The 17242-nt window shown below is 63.8% G+C and carries 17 protein-coding genes and 1 tRNA gene; 9 read left to right on the top strand and 9 right to left on the bottom strand.

Features of this window, described 5'->3' with window-relative positions; all coding sequences use genetic code 11:
• The coding region (gene xseA / locus ACYVHT_RS03665; protein ID WP_460548043.1) for an exodeoxyribonuclease VII large subunit at nt 1-1081 on the bottom strand (1081 nt) is incomplete at its 3' end.
• A 155-nt stretch (nt 1082-1236) separates the two neighbouring features.
• Between xseA and ACYVHT_RS03660 the strand changes: the two genes are divergently transcribed.
• Both ACYVHT_RS03660 and ACYVHT_RS03655 read left to right on the top strand, forming a co-directional pair.
• On the top strand, nt 1237-3297 hold the full coding sequence (locus ACYVHT_RS03660) for a M13 family metallopeptidase (RefSeq protein ID WP_460548041.1): 2061 nt from the start codon (nt 1237-1239) through the stop codon (nt 3295-3297).
• 158 nt (nt 3298-3455) lie between these two features.
• On the top strand, nt 3456-5552 hold the full coding sequence (locus ACYVHT_RS03655; protein ID WP_460548039.1) for a M13 family metallopeptidase: 2097 nt from the start codon (nt 3456-3458) through the stop codon (nt 5550-5552).
• Between the two features lie 124 nt (nt 5553-5676).
• Here the strand turns inward: ACYVHT_RS03655 and ACYVHT_RS03650 are convergent, their stop codons facing one another.
• Together ACYVHT_RS03650 and ACYVHT_RS03645 are read right to left on the bottom strand one after the other, a co-directional pair.
• Nucleotides 5677-6417: a peptidylprolyl isomerase gene (locus tag ACYVHT_RS03650; RefSeq protein ID WP_460548037.1), complete on the bottom strand. Its 741-nt coding sequence runs from the start codon at nt 6415-6417 to the stop codon at nt 5677-5679.
• A gap of 159 nt (nt 6418-6576) precedes the next feature.
• A complete protein-coding gene (locus ACYVHT_RS03645) occupies nt 6577-7785 on the bottom strand; it encodes a zinc dependent phospholipase C family protein (RefSeq protein ID WP_460548035.1) in 1209 nt (402 codons plus the stop codon).
• 128 nt (nt 7786-7913) lie between these two features.
• On the opposite strand from ACYVHT_RS03645, the gene ACYVHT_RS03640 reads away from it, so the two are divergent.
• From ACYVHT_RS03640 to ACYVHT_RS03625, 4 genes are all read left to right on the top strand, one after another.
• Nucleotides 7914-8498: a hypothetical protein gene (locus ACYVHT_RS03640; RefSeq protein WP_460548034.1), complete on the top strand. Its 585-nt coding sequence runs from the start codon at nt 7914-7916 to the stop codon at nt 8496-8498.
• Nucleotides 8499-8552: 54 nt separating this feature from the next.
• Entirely contained in the window at nt 8553-8807 is a 255-nt protein-coding gene (locus ACYVHT_RS03635) for an acyl-CoA-binding protein (RefSeq protein ID WP_460548032.1), read from the top strand.
• A 110-nt stretch (nt 8808-8917) separates the two neighbouring features.
• Nucleotides 8918-9961 (top strand): hypothetical protein, encoded by a 1044-nt coding sequence (locus tag ACYVHT_RS03630; RefSeq protein WP_460548030.1) that lies wholly within the window; start codon nt 8918-8920, stop codon nt 9959-9961.
• Nucleotides 9962-10006: 45 nt separating this feature from the next.
• Nucleotides 10007-11569 carry a T9SS type A sorting domain-containing protein gene (locus ACYVHT_RS03625; RefSeq protein ID WP_460548027.1) on the top strand — a complete coding sequence of 521 codons (1563 nt, stop codon included), beginning with the start codon at nt 10007-10009 and terminating at the stop codon, nt 11567-11569.
• Nucleotides 11570-11713: 144 nt separating this feature from the next.
• On the opposite strand, the gene ACYVHT_RS03620 is transcribed toward ACYVHT_RS03625, so the two are convergent.
• A complete protein-coding gene (locus tag ACYVHT_RS03620) occupies nt 11714-11944 on the bottom strand; it encodes a CDGSH iron-sulfur domain-containing protein (protein WP_046243298.1) in 231 nt (76 codons plus the stop codon).
• A 120-nt stretch (nt 11945-12064) separates the two neighbouring features.
• The gene (locus ACYVHT_RS03615) at nt 12065-12592 is read right to left on the bottom strand and encodes a GNAT family N-acetyltransferase (protein WP_460548025.1); all 528 of its coding nucleotides are present in this window, start codon (nt 12590-12592) and stop codon (nt 12065-12067) included.
• Between the two features lie 119 nt (nt 12593-12711).
• On the opposite strand from ACYVHT_RS03615, the gene ACYVHT_RS03610 reads away from it, so the two are divergent.
• A complete protein-coding gene (locus ACYVHT_RS03610; protein WP_460548023.1) occupies nt 12712-13167 on the top strand; it encodes a hypothetical protein in 456 nt (151 codons plus the stop codon).
• 15 nt (nt 13168-13182) lie between these two features.
• Here the strand turns inward: ACYVHT_RS03610 and ACYVHT_RS03605 are convergent, their stop codons facing one another.
• A complete protein-coding gene (locus ACYVHT_RS03605) occupies nt 13183-13608 on the bottom strand; it encodes a SpoIIAA family protein (RefSeq protein WP_460548021.1) in 426 nt (141 codons plus the stop codon).
• Between the two features lie 127 nt (nt 13609-13735).
• Between ACYVHT_RS03605 and ACYVHT_RS03600 the strand changes: the two genes are divergently transcribed.
• Nucleotides 13736-14359 carry a deoxynucleoside kinase gene (locus ACYVHT_RS03600; RefSeq protein ID WP_460548019.1) on the top strand — a complete coding sequence of 208 codons (624 nt, stop codon included), beginning with the start codon at nt 13736-13738 and terminating at the stop codon, nt 14357-14359.
• Between the two features lie 122 nt (nt 14360-14481).
• Here the strand turns inward: ACYVHT_RS03600 and ACYVHT_RS03595 are convergent, their stop codons facing one another.
• From ACYVHT_RS03595 to ACYVHT_RS03585, 3 genes are all read right to left on the bottom strand, one after another.
• Nucleotides 14482-15159 (bottom strand): DUF2461 domain-containing protein, encoded by a 678-nt coding sequence (locus ACYVHT_RS03595; protein ID WP_460548017.1) that lies wholly within the window; start codon nt 15157-15159, stop codon nt 14482-14484.
• Between the two features lie 88 nt (nt 15160-15247).
• Nucleotides 15248-16072 carry an MOSC domain-containing protein gene (locus ACYVHT_RS03590; RefSeq protein WP_460548016.1) on the bottom strand — a complete coding sequence of 275 codons (825 nt, stop codon included), beginning with the start codon at nt 16070-16072 and terminating at the stop codon, nt 15248-15250.
• A 61-nt stretch (nt 16073-16133) separates the two neighbouring features.
• The gene (locus ACYVHT_RS03585) at nt 16134-16652 is read right to left on the bottom strand and encodes an SH3 domain-containing protein (protein ID WP_460548015.1); all 519 of its coding nucleotides are present in this window, start codon (nt 16650-16652) and stop codon (nt 16134-16136) included.
• 325 nt (nt 16653-16977) lie between these two features.
• On the opposite strand from ACYVHT_RS03585, the gene ACYVHT_RS03580 reads away from it, so the two are divergent.
• Nucleotides 16978-17050, top strand: a tRNA-Lys gene (locus ACYVHT_RS03580).
• Nucleotides 17051-17242: the final 192 nt, after the last annotated feature.

The following is a 17242-nucleotide window of genomic DNA, read 5'->3' as shown; positions in this document are numbered from 1 at the left end:
CGCGCGGGCCGATGATGGCCTGGCGGGTGCGCTCGCGCAGGGCGTCGCGGGCATCGTCGAGCTGGCGGTGGGCGGCGTAGCGGCCCCGGCCGCTCAGCTGGTCGAGGCGGGCGTGGCGCTGGCTGAGCTGGCGGCGGGCCTGGGCCACCACCTGCTCGCCCAGGCCGAATATGGCGGCTTCGAGGCGGGCCAGGCGCTCGACCAGGAAGGCGGCTACGGCGGTGGGAGTCTTGAGGGCGCGGTGGGCGGTGAGGTCCACCACGGCTTCGTCGCGCTCGTGGCCGATGCCCGTGAGCACTGGCAGCGGAAACGCGCCCACCGCCGCCGCCAGGCCGTATTCATCAAACGCCAGCAGGTCGGTCCGGCTGCCGCCGCCCCGAATCAGCACCACGGCATCGAACTGCCCGCGCCTGGCCCGGATGCCATCGAGTGCGGCCCGAATGCTGGCGGGCGCGTCGTCGCCCTGCATGGTGGCCGGGAACAGGCTGAGCGCAAAGTCATACGGTGCTTCCTGCAGCTGCTGCACAAAATCCTGAAAGCCCGCCGCCGTGGGCGAGGAAATGACGGCCAGCCGCTGCGGCGCCAGCGCCAGCGCCAGCTGCTGCTGGCGTTCCAGTAGTCCTTTCTCTTCCAGCAGCCGCAGCGTTTTCAGGCGCAGGAGCGCCAGCTCGCCCACCGTGTAGCTGGGGTCGATGGCCACCACGTCGAGGCTCAGGCCATACTGCTCGTGGAAGCGCACCTGCACCCGCAGCAGCAGCCGGAGGCCGGCGCGCAGCGGCTGGCCGGTGGCCCGCTCAAACGCCGGGGCCAGTTGCTGATAGCGCTGGCTCCAGAGCGTGGCGCGGGCCTGCGCCTTGAGCGGCGTGCCGCGCCCGTCGGAGGTTTGCTCGGTGAGGGTGAGGTAGCAATGGGCCCCGGCGAAGCGCGGCACTGTGAGCTCGGCCACTTCGGCCACTACCCAATATGATTCAGCCAGTTGCCGTTGCAGGGCCAGGCGCACGTAGCCCAGCAGCTCGGCCAGGCCCAGCGGGGGCGGGGCGGGTGCGGGCACCAGTTCGGGGCGGCGATTATAGAGCGGCATGGGCGCAAGTTACGGCCTGAGGGGAGCCGAACGGGACGCGTAAGGCGAATGTTTCGGAACCTGTGCCAATCTTTGTGGCGTCGGTGCAACCGGGCTGCAAGGCTGGTGTCTGTACCTTCACGGCCTAAACTCCCATCCCATCATTCCTAATGTTCATGTTTTCAACTTCTATTGCGCGGCGGCTCACCCTGGCCGCTCTTGGCCTCGGCAGCGTAACGGCTTTCGTGGCAGCTGGTCCGCCCACTACGCCCCCCCAGAAGGGCGTGGGCATCAACATCGCCAACATCGACCCGTCGGTGAAGCCTTGTGAGGACTTCTTCCACTACGCTTCGGGCAATTGGTTGAAAAACAACCCGATTCCGGCGGCAGAGTCGCGCTGGGGCTCGTTCAACGAGCTGGCCAACAACAACAACGCCACCCTGCGCACCATTCTGGAGCAGGCGGCCAAAAATGCCTCGAAAGCCCCCAAAGGCTCGAACGCCCAGAAAGTAGGCGACTACTACGCGTCGGCCATGGACTCGGCCGCCATCGAAGCGGCCGGTTTGAAATACCTGCAGCCCTACCTCAACCGCATTGCCAGCATCAAGGACCTGAGCGAGATGCAGCGCTTCCTCGCCGACCCCAAGTCGCAGGCCGGCAACGCCTGGTACGGCATGGGCGTGGGCCAGGACGATAAAATCAGCACGCAATACGCGGTGCAGATTGGCCAGGGCGGCCTCTCGCTGCCCGACCGCGACTATTACCTGAAGGAAGATGCCCGCTCGAAAGCCATTCGCTCGGCCTACGAGAACTACCTGGTGAACACCTTCAAGATGTTGGGCGACAACGAGGCCACGGCCAAAGCCAACGCCGCCACCGTGCAGCGCATCGAAACGCGCCTGGCCAAAGCCAGCAAAGGCCGCGTGGACCTGCGCGACCCCTACGCCAACTACAACAAGATGACGGTGGCCGAGGCCAACGCCGCCTACCCCAACCTGGCCCTGCCCACTGTGCTGAAGGAAAACAGCCTCGGTGCGGCCAAGGAAGTAATTGTGGGCCAGCCCGACTTCCTCAAGGAAGTGAGCACCATGCTGAAGGAAGAGCCCATTGCCGACCAGAAGCAGTACCTGCGCTGGCACCTGGTGAGCAGCGTGACCGCCGCCCTGCCCAAAGCCTACGGCGACGAAGCCTTCAAATTCAGCCAGACCCTGAGCGGGGCCAAGAAGCAGCAGCCCCGCTGGAAGCGCATGCTGGGTTCGACGGACCGCGCCCTGGGCGAAGCCTTCGGCCAGCTCTACGTGGACAAGGCTTTCTCGCCTGCCGCCAAGGCCCGTGCCAAGCAAATGATTGAAAACCTGCGCGTAGCCTACGGCGAGCGCATCATGGCTACCGACTGGATGAGCGCCGCCACCAAGAAGGAAGCCCTGAAAAAGCTGAACGCCTTCACGGTGAAAATCGGCTACCCCGACAAGTGGAAGGACTATTCGAGCCTGAACATCAGCCGCGAAAGCTACCTGAACAACGTGCTGGCCGCCCGCATCTGGGCCAATGAAGACCAAATCAAGCACTTCGGCCACCCCATCGACCGCAACGAGTGGGGCATGACGCCGCCCACGGTGAATGCCTACTACAACCCGCCGATGAACGAGATTGTGTTTCCGGCCGGCATTCTGCAGCCCCCGTTCTTCGACCCCAAAGCCGATGACGCGGTGAACTACGGCGGCATTGGAGCCGTGATTGGCCACGAGATGACCCACGGCTTCGACGACCAGGGCCGGCAGTACGACGCCGAAGGCAACCTGAAAGACTGGTGGACCAAGGAAGATGCCGATAAATTCAACGCCAAAGCGGCCGTTATCGGCAAGCAGTTCGATGCGTTCTCGCCCCTGGATTCGGTGCACGTGAACGGCAAGCTGACCATGGGCGAAAACCTGGCCGACCTCGGCGGCCTCACCATTGCCTACCAGGCGTTTGAGAAAACGCCCCAAGCCAAAGCCGGTCAGAAAATCGACGGCTTCACGCCGGAGCAGCGCTTCTTCCTGGCTTACGGCCAGATTTGGCGCACCAACACCCGCGACGAGTACATCCGCCAGCAGGTGCAGACCGACCCGCACTCGCCGGCCATGTACCGCACCAACGGCCCGCTCATGAACATGCCGGAGTTCTACAAAGCCTTCGGCTGCCAGGACGGCAACAAGATGATGCGCGCCGCCGCTGACCGCTCGAAAATCTGGTAGTCGGACCAAGCAGAATGCCTGCTGATTGGGAGGAATGAAATTTTGGTGCTATTGCCAAAATTTCATTCCTCCTTTTCATTTTTTGCCTTCTTACAGGTGGTTGTGCCAGATGTAACTTGCACTTCCTACTTATTGGCCTCTTTTTATTAAGTAAGCGAATGAATCAACAGAATTTTGCGCGTCGGGCCGCAATTGCAGCGGCCGTGCTGGCGCTCACAGCCGGGGCCGCCCAGGCTCAGACCAAGATTAAGACCAAGTCCGGCAACGCGGGCAAGCAGAAAGTGGCCGTGAGCACGCCCACCGCTGGCACGGGCATTTCGCTGGCCAACCTGGACCGCTCGGTGGCTCCGTGCGACAACTTCTTTCAGTTTGCCTCGGGCACCTGGCTGAAAAACAACCCCATTCCGGCGTCGGAAACGCGCTGGGGGTCTTTCAACGAGCTGGCCAATAACAACCAGGCCATCGAGCGCCGCATTCTGGAGAAAGCGGCCAACGACCGCATGGCCCGCCCCGGCACCAACCTGCAGAAAGTGGGCGACTTCTACGCTGCCGCGATGGACTCGGCGGCCATCGAACGCGCCGGGCTGAAATACCTGCAGCCCCGTCTCAACCAGATTGCGGCCATCAACGACCTGCCCACCATGCAGCACTACCTGGCCGACCCGCGCTCGTTCGGGACCGGCTGGTACGGCTTCGGCGTGAGCCAGGACAGCAAGAACAGCACGCAGTACGCCGTGCGCATGGGCCAGGGCGGCCTCTCGCTGCCTGACCGCGACTACTACCTGAAGGACGACGCCCGCTCGAAAGCCATTCGGGCGGCTTACCAGGCCTACCAGGTCAGCATTTTCAAGCTGCTGGGCGACGACCCGGCCACGGCCGAGAAAAACGCCGCCGCCGTCACGCGCATCGAAACGCGCTTGGCCAAGGCCTCGCGCAGCCGCGTGGATTTGCGCGACCGGGAGAAGAACTACAACAAGCTGACCGTGGCGCAGCTGACCGCCGACTATCCCAACCTGGCGCTGCCGCTGGTGCTGAAGGAAAGCGGCTTGTCGGGCGCCAGGGAAATCATCGTAGGGCAGCCCGAGTACCTGAAGGAAGTGAACACCATGTTTGGGGAAGAGCCGCTGGCCGACCAGAAGCAGTACCTGCGCTGGCACCTGGTGAGCGGCGTCACCTCGGCGCTGCCCAAGGCTTATGGCGACGAGTCGTTCAAGTTCACGCAGGTGCTCACGGGGGCCAAGCAGCAGCAGCCGCGCTGGAAGCGCGCCCTGCGCGCCACCGACGGCGCCCTGGGCGAAGCCTTCGGCCAGCTCTACGTCGACCAGGCTTTTTCGCCCGAAGCCAAGGCCCGCGCCAAGGTGATGGTGGAAAACCTGCGCCAGGCCTACGCCGAGCGCATTCAGGCCACGGAATGGATGAGCGCCGCCACTAAAGCCGAAGCCCTGAAAAAGCTCAACGCCTTCGCCGTGAAAATCGGCTACCCCGACAAGTGGAAGGATTATTCGGCCCTGAAAATATCGCGCGAAAGCGCCCTCAACAACCTCTTTGCCACCGCCGAGTGGGCCAACCGCGACAACCTGAGCAAGTTTGGCAAGCCGATTGACCGCACCGAGTGGGGCATGACGCCGCCCACGGTGAATGCCTACTACAACTCGAGCATGAACGAGATTGTGTTTCCGGCCGGCATTCTGCAGCCGCCGTTCTACGACCCCAAGGCCGATGACGCGGTGAACTACGGCGGCATCGGGGCCGTGATTGGCCACGAGATGACCCACGGCTTCGATGACCAGGGCCGCAAATCGGACGCCAGCGGCAACCTGCGCGACTGGTGGACGAAAGAAGACGCCGAAAAATTTACCGCCAAAGCGGCCGTGGTGGGCAAGCAGTTCGATGCCTTTATGCCGCTCGACTCGGTGCACGTGAACGGCAACCTGACCATGGGCGAAAACCTGGCCGACCTCGGCGGCCTCACCATTGCCTACCAGGCCTTCCAGAAGACGCCCCAATACAAGGCCGGGAAGTCGATTGACGGCTTCACGCCCGCGCAGCGCTTCTTTCTGGGCTATGCGCAAATCTGGCGCACCAACGCCCGGCCCGAGTTCCTGCGCCAGCAGGTGCAGACCGACCCGCACTCGCCGGCCCAGTTCCGCACCAACGGCCCGCTGCAGAACATGCCGGAGTTCCACGGCGCCTTTGGCTGCAAGGATGGCGACAAGATGGTGCGCCCGGCCGACGCCCGCGCCAAAATCTGGTAAGGCATTTGCATAGCCTGCCTTGAATCGTGAGTGAGCGCCTATGCTCCCTCTGATAGAAGAAGGTCCGCTTCCCCTGGAGGCGGGCCTTTTTTGCGCCTGGGGGAGCCGTCGGTCGGTGCGGGGCCTACTTCACCACCTCCACTTTCATGGGAATATCCGTCACCGGCCACTTGTCCGATTCCACGGACTCGTTGGCAATCTTGTCGACCACGTCCTGGCCTTCGACGACTTCGCCGAATACGGTGTACTTGCCGTCGAGCGAGGGCACGCCGCCCACGGTGGCGTAGGCTTTTACCTGCGCGGGCGTAAGCTTACGGCCGGCCATGGCCTGCGACTGGTTGGGGGCCAGCTTTTCGCCCACCACGAAGTAGAAATCGGTGTTGGAGGAGAGGTGGCCGGGGTTCTGCTCGTCGTCGTAGCGGGCCATGCCGAGGGCGCCTTTGCGGTGGAAGTGCTCGGGCCGGAACTCGGGCGGCAGGCGGTAGCGCTTCAACCGGATGGTGCGGGCGGCGTAGGTCTGGCCGCCCTGCACGGCAAAATCCTTCACCACGCGGTTGAACATGGTTTCGTCGAACACGCCCTTGCGGGCCAGCAGCAGAAAGTTGGCCTTGTGAATGGGCGTGTCGTCGTAGAGCTTCACCCGAATAGTGCCCAGGCGGGTGTGCACCAGCACTTCGGAGCCGGGGTACTGCCGGCCATAGGCCAGCAGGGCCGCCGGGACGGTGCTGTCGGTGAGGGTGGCCAGGTCGGGGCCGGGCACCACGGGCCTGGTGGCCACGGGCGCGGTGGCGGGCGGGGCCTGGTTGCAGGCGGCCAGCAGGCCAGCGCTCAGTACCAGCAGGCGGGAAGCAGAGAAAACAGCCATAAGCAACGGGAGTAGGAGCGAGGGAGGTGGGTAAAACGGGTCATCCTGAGCACCGCGAAGGACCTTAGCACGTTTGGGCAAGCAGCTGGGTTGCCGCAGGTCGTTTTTACGTGGTAAGGTCCTTCGCAAGCTCAGGATGACAGCTGGCGCAGCGGTTTGCTACCAGTCCAGGGTACCGGCTTTCTGCTTGCTCTTTTCGCTGCCGGCTTTGGTCTTGGTTTTCACTTTCACCTTATCGACGGGCGCGGCAGCCGGCGCAGTGGCCGGCGCGGCGGGTGCGGCCGGCGCGGCTTCGGGCGCGGCTTCGGTTTCAATCACGGGCGGCTCGGCCATGTCCTTGGCCGATTTAATCTGGTCAACTTCCTCCACCTTTTTCACCTTTTGCTGGGCCAGCAGCAGCTGGTCCTGCACGAGGGTGCCTTTTTTCCAGGCGGCAAGCTCAGTGCCGAGCTTTTCCTTTTCCTCCTTCGAGGGCTTGCCGGGGTGCATCAGGGCGTTGAGGTCGGGCTTGCCGGCATCCTGCCAGGCCGAGTACCAGAGCGACGACACCAGCGTGGGCGCGCCCTTAAGGCGGAAATCGACCATGCCGCCCACGGCCTTGTTGTATTCTTCGGCGTACTTGTCGGAGTAGCGGCGGGTGGTTTTGCCGTACTTGTGCGAAAACACGTAGCGCACCTCCGGCTTCATGGTCTTGTCAATCTTGGCGGCGCGGTCGAAGGTTTCGCCCAGGAAGCCGTAGCTCTTCTGAATGGTGGTCCAGATTTCGGCCAGCGGGTCCTTGATGTACTTGGCCGACTCGCCGTCGAGCTTGTATTCGGCAATGTATTTCTCGGGCAGCTGGCTTTCCCAGAGGCTGTGCAGGCCCTTCTGGTCGGTGAGCTGGCCGTCGTAGTTCACGGTGGTGTGCAGCGGCACGAAGGCATCGCCGGTGTAGTGGCTGAGCTCGGCCGAATACTTGATGATGCCCACCGTGTCGCGCTGGCGGAAGGCTTCGGTCAGGTTGTCCTTCATTTCCATGATGACCCACGGCACGGTGCCGTATTTCTTCAGCGTATCGGTGGTGAACTTGGCCACGGCCTCGTCGTACTTGCGCGGCACCTTGCCGAAGGGGTCGTCTTCGGAGTAGTGGTCCATGTCGATGAAGTGCTTGGGGGCTTCGGTGGGGTCGTCGTTGCGGCGCTCGTCGGGGGCGGTGCTCAGGCGCACGATTTCGGCCATGTTGCGGTAGTAAAAGCCTTGCATGGCGGCGGGCAGCTCATACACCGCAATCTGGGTGATGGTGCGGTGGCCGAAGAAACCCCAGCCGCTGGCGGTGCCGTGGGCCAGAATGAGGGCCGCGAGCAGCAGCGGCAACAACGTTTTTTTCATGGATGCGGGAATGATTACGGGCCAACGGACAGTTGACCTGCCCAAAGTTCGGCAATGGCCGCCACATTCGGCCCAACCGGCGCCACCGGGCGCGGGCCGGCCGTACATTCGCCCCATTCTTCGTGCTTATGACCCTCGTTCGCTTTTCATTGCTGGCTGTTATCAGCCTGCTGGCCACGCCCGCCGTCGCCCAGCTCTACACCATTCCGCCCGGGGCCTACCGCACGGCGGCGGCCTACCACCGCCGCCAGCCCCAGCCCGCCGGCTCCGATGCCACCTACCCCGACAAGCGCGGCCAGCTGGTGGTGGAGGTGCCACGCGGTCCCAAAACCGAAAAGCTGCGCGTATCGCCCGACAGCGTGTGGGGCTACGTGTCGGGCAAGGGCCGCACCTTCCGCATCTACCGGGGCGAGGAGTACCGCCTCGAACACACCGATACGCTCTGCGTGTACACCCGGCAGGCATCCATCACCAGCACCGGCCTGCGGCCCAACGCCAGCGGCCAGCAGAACTATTTCTTCAGCCTGGGGCTCAACGGCCTCGTGTTTCCGCTCACGGTGCCGTACCTGCGCGAGCTGTTCGCGGCCAGCAATCCGGCCTTCGTGAAGGCCCTGAGCGAGCTGAGCTTTAGCCAGAGCCTGGCCGATTTCGACCGCAAAACCGGCCTCTACCGCGTCACTTCCGTCTATCGTGAGGCGTCGGGCAAGCGCTAGGCTGCGGCCCTGCCGTATCATTGCGCCACGGTACTTTCATCAACGTTACTTGTTATGACCACACAGGAAGAATTCGACGCCGCCAGCCAGCGCGCCCAGCAGCTGCCCGCCAAGCCCTCCAACACGGTGCTGCTCCAGCTCTACGCCCTCTACAAGCAAGCCACCGAGGGCGACCTCAGCGGCGAGCGCCCCGGCGGCTTTGACTTCAAGGCCATTGCCAAATACGATGCCTGGAACAGCCTGAAAGGCACCAGCCAAGACGCCGCCCGCCAGCAGTACGTGGAGCTGGTGAGCGAGCTGGCAGGTTAGGTGAATGGGTGAATGAGGGAATGGGTGAATGGGTTAGCTGCTTCAGTTCAACAATTCGCTCATTCACCCATTCCCTCATTCGCTCATTCAGCCATTCACCCATTGCAACCGTGGACATTTCCCGCAAAAAGCCGCCGTACCCGCTCACGCCCGGCCTGCGCCAGTACCTGCGGGCCTACGACCGCGAAACCCAGCTGCCCGTGACGTATGCCGATTTGCGGCAGTTCACGGGCTCGTTTCCGCTGCTGGACCGGGCGGGGAAGGACACGCTCTGGCAAACCGTGTTTTTTGAGCCGCAGACGCTGCGCGAGCTGGGCCAGGGCCTGACGCAGGTGTATGCGCTGCTGAAAACGGCGGGCGACATGTCGTTTTCTGAGCACCTCGTGGCCGACCGCGTGGACTACTGCGAGTTTGGCAACTCGCGGCCGTTCCGGGTCCGCATCGTGAACCAGCTCAACGACAACTACGACTACTTCTACGTGAAGCAGGCCGATGCCTCGCGCCTCTACGGCCTGGAGCTGGAGCACCTGCTCTCGCCCAACTCGATGAACTTCCTGGTGAGCGGCGATACGCTGATTGAGGAGCACATTGTGGGCATTCCGGGCGATGATTTTATCCGTCACCACCTCAGCCTGCCCCACCTCAACCAGGTGCGCCTGGCCAAGGAGTTCGTGAAGTTCAACGAGCGCTGCTTCGTGCGCCTGCTGGGCGATATGCGGGCGTATAACTACGTCATTGCCGTCACGCCCGACTTCGAGAATGAGCAGTACCGGGTGAAGGCCATCGACTTCGACCAGCAGAGCTACGAGGGCCGCCGCAGCATGTACCTGCCCCAGTTTTTCAAAGACAACGCGGCCGTGGTGGCCATGTGCGCCCGCCACCTCAAGCCCGAGTCCATCCGGCAGTACCAGACCGAGGAGCGCGCCCTCATGGCCCGCCGCGCCCGCGCCGAGCGCCACCGCCTGCGCGACCTGCTGGACGTGATGCGCCAGCACGAGCTGGCCCCGCCCGAAAAGGTGGCCCAGCTCAAGGCCGAGCTCAACCGCTACCACCGCACCGAAGCCTTTGACCGCTGCGACTCGATGGGCGACGTGGTGCGCCAGAACCTGTGGCAGATGCTGGGGGCCAACGGCGCGTTTCGGACGGGCGGGTAGGTTGCTTATATTGCTGCTTCTTTCTACACCTTTCCAGGCTTTTTGATGAAAAGAAATCTACTGCATTCGCTGCTGGCGTTTCTGCTGCTGCTGGGGCTACGGGCCCAGGCCTCCACCCCGCCGCCCACCGGCCGCCCCCTGACGGAGGCCCTCAGCCCCGACGGCACCCTGAAAACCGGCCTGAATGGCTCCTTCGATGCCCGGCAGTTCCGGATGGGCACCACGCCCGATGGGCGGCCGGTGTTCCGGCCGGCCGGTACCACGGGGGCGGGGGATGAGCGGTGGGCCGATGGGTTTGGGCTGCCTGGAAATGGCGTGAACGGCAGCGTGTACGCGCTGGCCGTGACCAGTACCGGGGATGTATACGCGGGGGGCTTATTCACCCAGGCCGGCGGGGTAGTGGCCAACGGCGTAGCTAAGTGGAACGGGACGACCTGGAGCAGCCTGGGCACGGGAGCTGGCAATGGGGTAGATGGCGCTGTTTTCGCGCTAGCGGTGGCAAATACTGGAGAGGTGTACGTGGGCGGCAGCTTCTCGCAGGCCGGCGGAGCAGCAGCCAATAATGTGGCCAAGTGGAACGGGACGGCGTGGAGCAGCTTGGGTACAGGGACGGCCAACGGCGTGATTGGCGTTGTGAACGAGCTGGCGGTGGCGACTACCGGAGAGCTTTACGTGGGCGGCGACTTTCTGCGTGCTGGCGGGCTAGTGGCCAATCGGGTGGCTAAGTGGAGCGGCACGGCGTGGAGTACCCTGGGCACGGGGACGAATAACGGGGTGGATGACACTGTCTACGCACTGGCAGTAGCAAGCACCGGAGAGGTGTACGTGGGCGGCCGATTCTTCAACGCAGGCACTGTCACCGTGTCTGGCGGAGGAAGAGCCAACAGTGTGGCCAAGTGGAATGGAACGGTATGGACCCCCCTGACAATGGGCAGCGACAATGGTGTCAATGGCCCCGTTAGCGCGCTGGTAGTAGCGAATACCGGAGAGGTGTACGTGAGCGGCACCTTCACCCGAGCAGGAAGTATAGGAGCCTTCTGTGTAGCTAAGTGGAACGGGACGGTGTGGAGTAGCCTCGGTACCGGTGCAAGCAGTGTCGGCGCACTGGCATTAGCTGGTAATGGAGATGTGTACGTGGGCGGTGCTTTCACTCAAGCCGGCGGAATGCCGGCCAGCAAGGTGGCCAAGTGGAACGGTACCGGGTGGAGTGCATTGGGCACTGGAATAAATAACAACTTTGTGTTTGCCCTGGCTATCGACCCGAATGGCAAGCTCTACGCGGGAGGACAGTTTACTGCTACCGGCGATGGCAGCAAGGCCATGTCCAATTTCGGCATCTACGACCCCAACGCCCCGCTGGCCACCACGGCCGCCAACGCCGCGCCCGCCGCGCAGCTCTACCCCAACCCCGCCCACGGCACCGCCACGGTGCGCCTGCCCGCCGGCGCGCCCCGCCTCGCCCTCACCCTGACCGATGCGCTGGGCCGCACCGTGCGCCGCTACCCCGCCCCAGCCACGGCCCAGGCCGAACTGGACCTGCGCGGCCTGCCCGCCGGCACCTACGTGGTGCGTTGCGGCGAGTATTCGCAACGCCTGGTGGTGGAGTAGGAGGCTTGACTGGTCCCCGCCGGCCGCTGAGTGACGGCAGGCGAAACCGTTCGACGGCGGGCGGGGGCAAGCCCCGCACCCTACCTCTGAAAAAAAAGCCCGCTGGCCAATTGGTCAGCGGGCTTTTTGCTTGAAATGAAGGGACTACACGGCCGGCTTGGGCGCGGGCAGGTCAAACGCCGTGGCGTCGTGCTCGAAGTGGCCTTTGTGCGAGCCGTCGCAGAAGGGCTTCTGCTTGGAAAGCCCGCAGCGGCAGATGCTGATGCGCTGGCGCCCGCCGAGGCCGTAGGGCTGGCCCTGGGCGTCCACGAGTTCGATGTCTTCGCCCTCTACGCGGAGGGAGCCGTTGGAAAGGACGGTAAGTTTGGTGGCCATTGGGGAGGGTTGGGTTTTGAGGGTTGAAGGTTGAGTTGAGACAGGGCCGGGTTTTGAGGGCTGAAAGTTGAGCTTTAGCAATTGGCAATAACTCAACCTTCAGCCCTCAAAACCCAGCCCTTAAAGCGCTTTGCGCATGATGTAGTCGTTCATGAAATACGGGCCGATGGGCACGTCTACCTCGCGCTGGCGCTGGAAGCCGCGCCGCTCGTAGAAAGCAATGGCGGGGTTGTAGCGGTTCACGTTCAGGTCGAGGAAGCGGCCGCCGGCGGCACGGGCGGCGTTTTCCACCGCCTCGATGAGCTGCACGCCGAGTCCGGAGCCCTGCCGGGTGGGCAGCACATAAATCTTGTGCAGCTTGTAGCCGGCCCCGCCGTTTTCCTCGGCCGGCAAGGGGCTGAAGGACGCGAAACCGGCCGGCTCGCCCTCCACCCGGGCCACCAGAAAGACGTGCTGCTGCTCCGTCATCTGGCGCCTGAGGGCGGCGGGCGAGTAAATCACCCGGTACATGTATTCCAGCTGCTCCTCCGAGATGATGAAGCGGTAGGTGGGCTGCCAGGTGGCCTCGGCGAGCTGGATAATGGTCGGAATGTCCTTGAGCGTGGCGGGCTCAATGCGCGGCGGCGCGGCAGGGGCGTCAGAAGTCATAATAGCGGCAAAGCACGAAATTGCGGCGAAAAAACCGAAACCGGCCCGCCCACCCTGATACGGTTGGCCCATTCCTTGCGTTTAAGGCCGCAAACCATCGTTTTTCATTGTTCCGACTCATGAAAGCTGCACTTCTTTTGCTCCTCGCCGGCCTGCCCGCCGCCGGCTTTGCCCAAGCCACCACCCAGGCCGAGCTGCTCCGGCGCGGCGAGCTCACCGGCTCGCGGCCCGCGGCGGCCACCCCGGCCCGCCAGGCCGCCGCCCAGCGCGCCGCCAGCGCCGCCGCCGACCCCGTGCAGCAGCACCTGCTGCAAACCGACGTGAACCTGGCCCAAGCCCGGGCCGAAGAGCTGCCCAACCTCTACGAGCGGTTCATTGCCACCACCCGCGACGAGCGCCGCACCTGGACCTACCCGCAGTGGGACGCCGCCGGCCAGGTGCTGGCCCGGCTCAACCAGCGCTACGAGCAGGTTCGCACCGAGCTGCCGCTGGAAGAGCGCCTGCGCATCCGCTCCTTCCAGGGCGAGTTTCACACCTTGCGCGGTGCGCGCCAGGTCAAGGAAAAGCTGGACTAGCCGCTCGGCCATCTGCTATTGGTTTTGCAGCCAGCGGCGGGCTTCGTCCTCGCCCGTAAACAGCGCCACGCGAATCTGGCCGTGCATGGCCTCCACAAACTCGGTACTGACCATCTGGGCCGTAAAGTCGGGCGAGAGAATGTAGGCAATGGCCCGAATGCCGGCCGCCACGGCCAGGGGGCGCCACTCGTACTGCAGCCAGGGCAGGGCCTCGCTCCACTCGCCGCCCGTGTCGCGCTTGTCGTTGAGCACGCGCTCAAACGGATGCTCCTCCAGCAGCTGCATGGCCGCCACCACGCCCCGAATGACGGCCGCCGCCGTCAGGTGTCCATGCCAGCGAATGTAGAGCGCGCGGGTTTCCGGAAAATAGTAGTACTCGGCCAGCGGTGCCCCGTAGCTGTCGGACAAAGTGGTGAGGTGGCTGGCTTCGGCGGTAAGCATGGCAGATTAGTACAGGGTTATATAGCAAATCTACTACGTAATACCGGTCCTCAATGGTTGAGCCAATGCCCGGGAGCCCCTTACCTTTGGGGTTCTGCTTATCTCTCGCCTTTTTCGTTCGTAGCGCATGCACATTGCCATCGTCGGCAACATTGGGGCCGGCAAAACCACCCTGGCTCATAAGTTGGCCCAGCATTTTCGCTGGGAAGTGTTTCTGGAAGACGTGGACGACAATCCGTATTTGAAGGATTTCTACCACGACATGCCCCGCTGGGCTTTCCACCTGCAGGTGTATTTCCTCAACGGCCGCTTCCGCCAGACGCAGCGCATCAAAGAGCTGCAGAAGCAGGGCAAGGGCATCATCCAGGACCGCACCATCTACGAAGACGCCCACATCTTCGCGGCCAACCTGCACGAGTCGGGCCTGCTCGAAACCCGCGACTACAACAACTACTACGCCCTGTTCGAGTCGATGGTGGACCTCGTGGCCCCGCCCGATTTGCTGCTCTACCTCCGCGCCGACCTGCCCAAGCTCATCGGCCAGATTGAGAAGCGCGGCCGCGACTACGAAAACACCATCAGCATCGAGTACCTCAAAAACCTCAACGAGCACTACGAGAAGTGGATTGGCACCTACAGCGCCGGCCGCAGCCTCATCATCGACGTGAATGAGCTCGACTATGTGCGCAACCCCGAAGACCTGGGCACCATCATAGAGAAGATTGACAGCACCTTGTTCGGCCTGTTTTAAAAGCGCAAGCTCTTCAGACACGCAAAGCATGCCTCTCTAAGCAGCTGCAACACTACTTAGTAACCTGAAAACGTCCTGCGGTACGGCTCCGAAGCCAAGCCGCCGGACGTTTTTTTGGGCATTTACACCCCGTCAGGTAGCGCCGCGTTGAAGAAATCAACCAGCGGCCGGGCCGCCGCGATGCCCGCCACCACCCGCTCCGCAAAGTCCGGCGCCAGGACTTCTGCGTTGGTATAAAACCGGCCCACGCCGAAGGTTTTCAGCCGCAGCCAGGCCAAATCGGGGTCCGAGGCCGCGTAGCCGCGCGGCGGACGCGTCAGCTGCGGCCCGGTGGTGTCGATGCCGTCCGGAAAGTAGCGCAGCAGCTCCGGGGCCTGCCGCAGCCGATGAAACTCGTCGCTGCTGTAATGAATTTCCTGCCGGATGGCCGCCAGCAGCTCCGGGGTGGGGTGGAAGGTGCCCGCCCCCAGCCAGCTGCGCCCCTCCGGCTGAATGGCCAGGAAGTAGCCCGCCCGCGCCGCGTGGCGGCCCCCGCGCTTCAGGCCCGCGCCCATGCGGCGCTTGTAGGGCTCGGGGTCGCGGTGGGCGCGGTCGTTTTTGTGCAGCCGGAACATCACGTCCGTCGTGGTCAGGTTGGCCAGGTCGGGGTCGGTGGCCGCCGTTTGGGCCAGCACCCGGTGCACCAGCTCGGTGCAGGCGGCCCGGGCACGCTGGTAGTCGGCCCGATGCTCGGCCATCCAGGCCGTCGTGTTGTTGGCGGCTAGCTCCGTCAGAAAGCGCAGCAGAAAATCCAGTTCCATAAAAAGCAAAAACCGGGCAGTGGGCCCGGCCCTGCACAACGCGCGGGTGGCGGCAAGAGTTGCGGCCGCCGGCAGCACCAGCTGTTGGCTACTTCCGGCTGACCACCGTCAGCGCATCGCCCACCCGCAGGCGGCCCTGGCCCGGCCCGGTCACGTTCTGGCCAAAAAGCGTGCTGTTTTCGGCCTTGCGGTAGGTGGCCAGCGTGCGCAGTGGCTCGCCCACGGGGCTTTTGGCAGCAGTCAGCTGGTCTACGGTGGTGAGCACGCAGCGCCCGCAGCCCCGCACCGCCCGAAACGCCACCTCGCCAATCCGGAACTGCTCCCAGCTATCGTCATCGTACGCCTCGCCACCCCCAAAAACCAGGTTGGGACGAAAGCGGTCCATGGGCACGGGCTGGGCCAGGCGGGTATTCAAATCGGCCAGAGCTGCCTCGCCGGCCAGCAGAAAGGGGTAGCCGTCGGCAAAGCTCACGAGCTGGCCTTCGGGGTTGAGGGCCGGCTCTACATCGCGCCGCACCATGTCCGACATATACACCAGGCGGCAGGGCCGGCCCAGCGCTTCGGCAAACCACTCATCGGCCTCGGCCGCCCCGCGCCAGGCCCACAAAATATCGTCCCACACCGTCACAAACAGCGTTTTGTCGGGCGTGGCTTCAAACGGGATGTACAGCGGCAGCAGTTCGGGCCGCTGCCGGTGCGAAATCAGGAAGCCGTTGTAAGCCGGGGCCACGGCCAGCAGGGCCATCTCGGGGTGCTGCCGCTGCGTCATGAAGCGGTTGCGCTCGTCCACCAGCAGCCAGCGGCGGTCGTGGCGCAGGCCCCGGGCCGTCACATCGGCCTCGGCTACCGCATAGCCACCAAGAGATTTAACAGGATAGATGTACAGGCCGGTGAGGGTGAGCGAAGCAGACATGCCTGCAAAAGTACCGGCTCCGCGCCAACTCTGCGGCCAGCGCACCGGCCGAAGCCCGGCATTATTCCACCACCAGCAAATCGGCGGCCCGCACAAATGCCTCGCGCTGCTGCCACCGCACCCGGTACCAGATGTCCTGCCGGCCAAGCACGGGCAGGCGGTCGCCCATTGCGGCCGTGCTCAGCCACTCTGCCCCCGCTCCCGGCCCGTCCATCAGCACCGCCCCCGAGCGCGCCACCAGCCCGGCCGGTGCCGGCCGCAGAAAATGCAGGTAAGCCCCCAGCAGCGCCACGTACGCCAGGTAGCTCAGCCAGGCTTCGCGCGCGCTGCGCCGCCACAGCAGCCACACGGCCCCCACCACCGCTCCCGCCAGCAGCACCTGCAGCCCCGGGTAGAAGTAGCGCTGCACCTGCACCCGCAGCTCCTGCTGCCAGGTGGTAGGGTAGCCCACCAGCCGATGCTGCGCCGCCAGCCCGGCCAGCTGCCGCCAGGTGCGCACCCGCGGCTGCCGCGCCTGCGCCATGCTCAGGTAGAGCAGCGCCGCCGGGTAGTGCCCCAGCTGTTGCTGGGCATAAGCCATCTTGAGTAATAGTTCGGGCGAAACCCGCCGGTGCCGCCAAACCTGCTGCCGGTAAGCCGGAAAAGCGCGCTCGTATTGCCCCTGCTCGAAAAGCGAATCGGCCCGCACCAGGCCCGCAACCGGCGAGGAATCACGGGAAGCTAAAAATTTTTTTGACGGGGAATTTGCACCCAAGCCACAGATAGGCAGGAAGATTAAGCAGAGGAAAAGGCTTCGCACAGCAGGGAATAGCGACTTTTTTTAGGGCCGGAGTTGTGTAGTCCAAAAGCCGATACTACTTTTGTGCCACCAAAGAAGGAAACGCCCTTCCAAAGTGCAAGGTACCGATTCTGTAGCTCAGCTGGTAGAGCAGTACACTTTTAATGTACGGGTCCTGGGTTCGAATCCCAGCGGGATCACAGCAAAGCGCCCCATTCTGGAAACAGGATGGGGCGCTTTCGTTTTAGCTGGTCCAGCTGCCGCCAGGTTTTGAGTGAGTGTCTCTGAAATTAGCAAAGCTAAAACCGACTGTCATCCTGAGCGCAGCGAAGGCCCTTATCAAAGCTGAACAACTGCTTTTCGAACGTGATAAAGTCCTTCGCTGCGCTCAG

Source organism: Hymenobacter daeguensis, from assembly GCF_054780555.1.
Note: the sequence above shows the minus strand (reverse complement) of the source record. Positions and strands in the feature narration are given on the sequence as shown.

Bases quoted from the DNA above. Each gene is read 5' to 3' on its own strand.
- ACYVHT_RS03660 (WP_460548041.1), top strand. From the start codon at position 1,237: ATGTTTTCAACTTCTATTGCGCGGCGGCTCACCCTGGCCGCTCTTGGC.
- ACYVHT_RS03655 (WP_460548039.1), top strand. From the start codon at position 3,456: ATGAATCAACAGAATTTTGCGCGTCGGGCCGCAATTGCAGCGGCCGTG.
- ACYVHT_RS03650 (WP_460548037.1), bottom strand. From the start codon at position 6,417: ATGGCTGTTTTCTCTGCTTCCCGCCTGCTGGTACTGAGCGCTGGCCTG.
- ACYVHT_RS03645 (WP_460548035.1), bottom strand. From the start codon at position 7,785: ATGAAAAAAACGTTGTTGCCGCTGCTGCTCGCGGCCCTCATTCTGGCC.
- ACYVHT_RS03640 (WP_460548034.1), top strand. From the start codon at position 7,914: ATGACCCTCGTTCGCTTTTCATTGCTGGCTGTTATCAGCCTGCTGGCC.
- ACYVHT_RS03635 (WP_460548032.1), top strand. From the start codon at position 8,553: ATGACCACACAGGAAGAATTCGACGCCGCCAGCCAGCGCGCCCAGCAG.
- ACYVHT_RS03625 (WP_460548027.1), top strand. From the start codon at position 10,007: ATGAAAAGAAATCTACTGCATTCGCTGCTGGCGTTTCTGCTGCTGCTG.
- ACYVHT_RS03620 (WP_046243298.1), bottom strand. From the start codon at position 11,944: ATGGCCACCAAACTTACCGTCCTTTCCAACGGCTCCCTCCGCGTAGAG.
- ACYVHT_RS03615 (WP_460548025.1), bottom strand. From the start codon at position 12,592: ATGACTTCTGACGCCCCTGCCGCGCCGCCGCGCATTGAGCCCGCCACG.
- ACYVHT_RS03610 (WP_460548023.1), top strand. From the start codon at position 12,712: ATGAAAGCTGCACTTCTTTTGCTCCTCGCCGGCCTGCCCGCCGCCGGC.
- ACYVHT_RS03605 (WP_460548021.1), bottom strand. From the start codon at position 13,608: ATGCTTACCGCCGAAGCCAGCCACCTCACCACTTTGTCCGACAGCTAC.
- ACYVHT_RS03600 (WP_460548019.1), top strand. From the start codon at position 13,736: ATGCACATTGCCATCGTCGGCAACATTGGGGCCGGCAAAACCACCCTG.
- ACYVHT_RS03595 (WP_460548017.1), bottom strand. From the start codon at position 15,159: ATGGAACTGGATTTTCTGCTGCGCTTTCTGACGGAGCTAGCCGCCAAC.
- ACYVHT_RS03590 (WP_460548016.1), bottom strand. From the start codon at position 16,072: ATGTCTGCTTCGCTCACCCTCACCGGCCTGTACATCTATCCTGTTAAA.
- ACYVHT_RS03585 (WP_460548015.1), bottom strand. From the start codon at position 16,652: ATGGCTTATGCCCAGCAACAGCTGGGGCACTACCCGGCGGCGCTGCTC.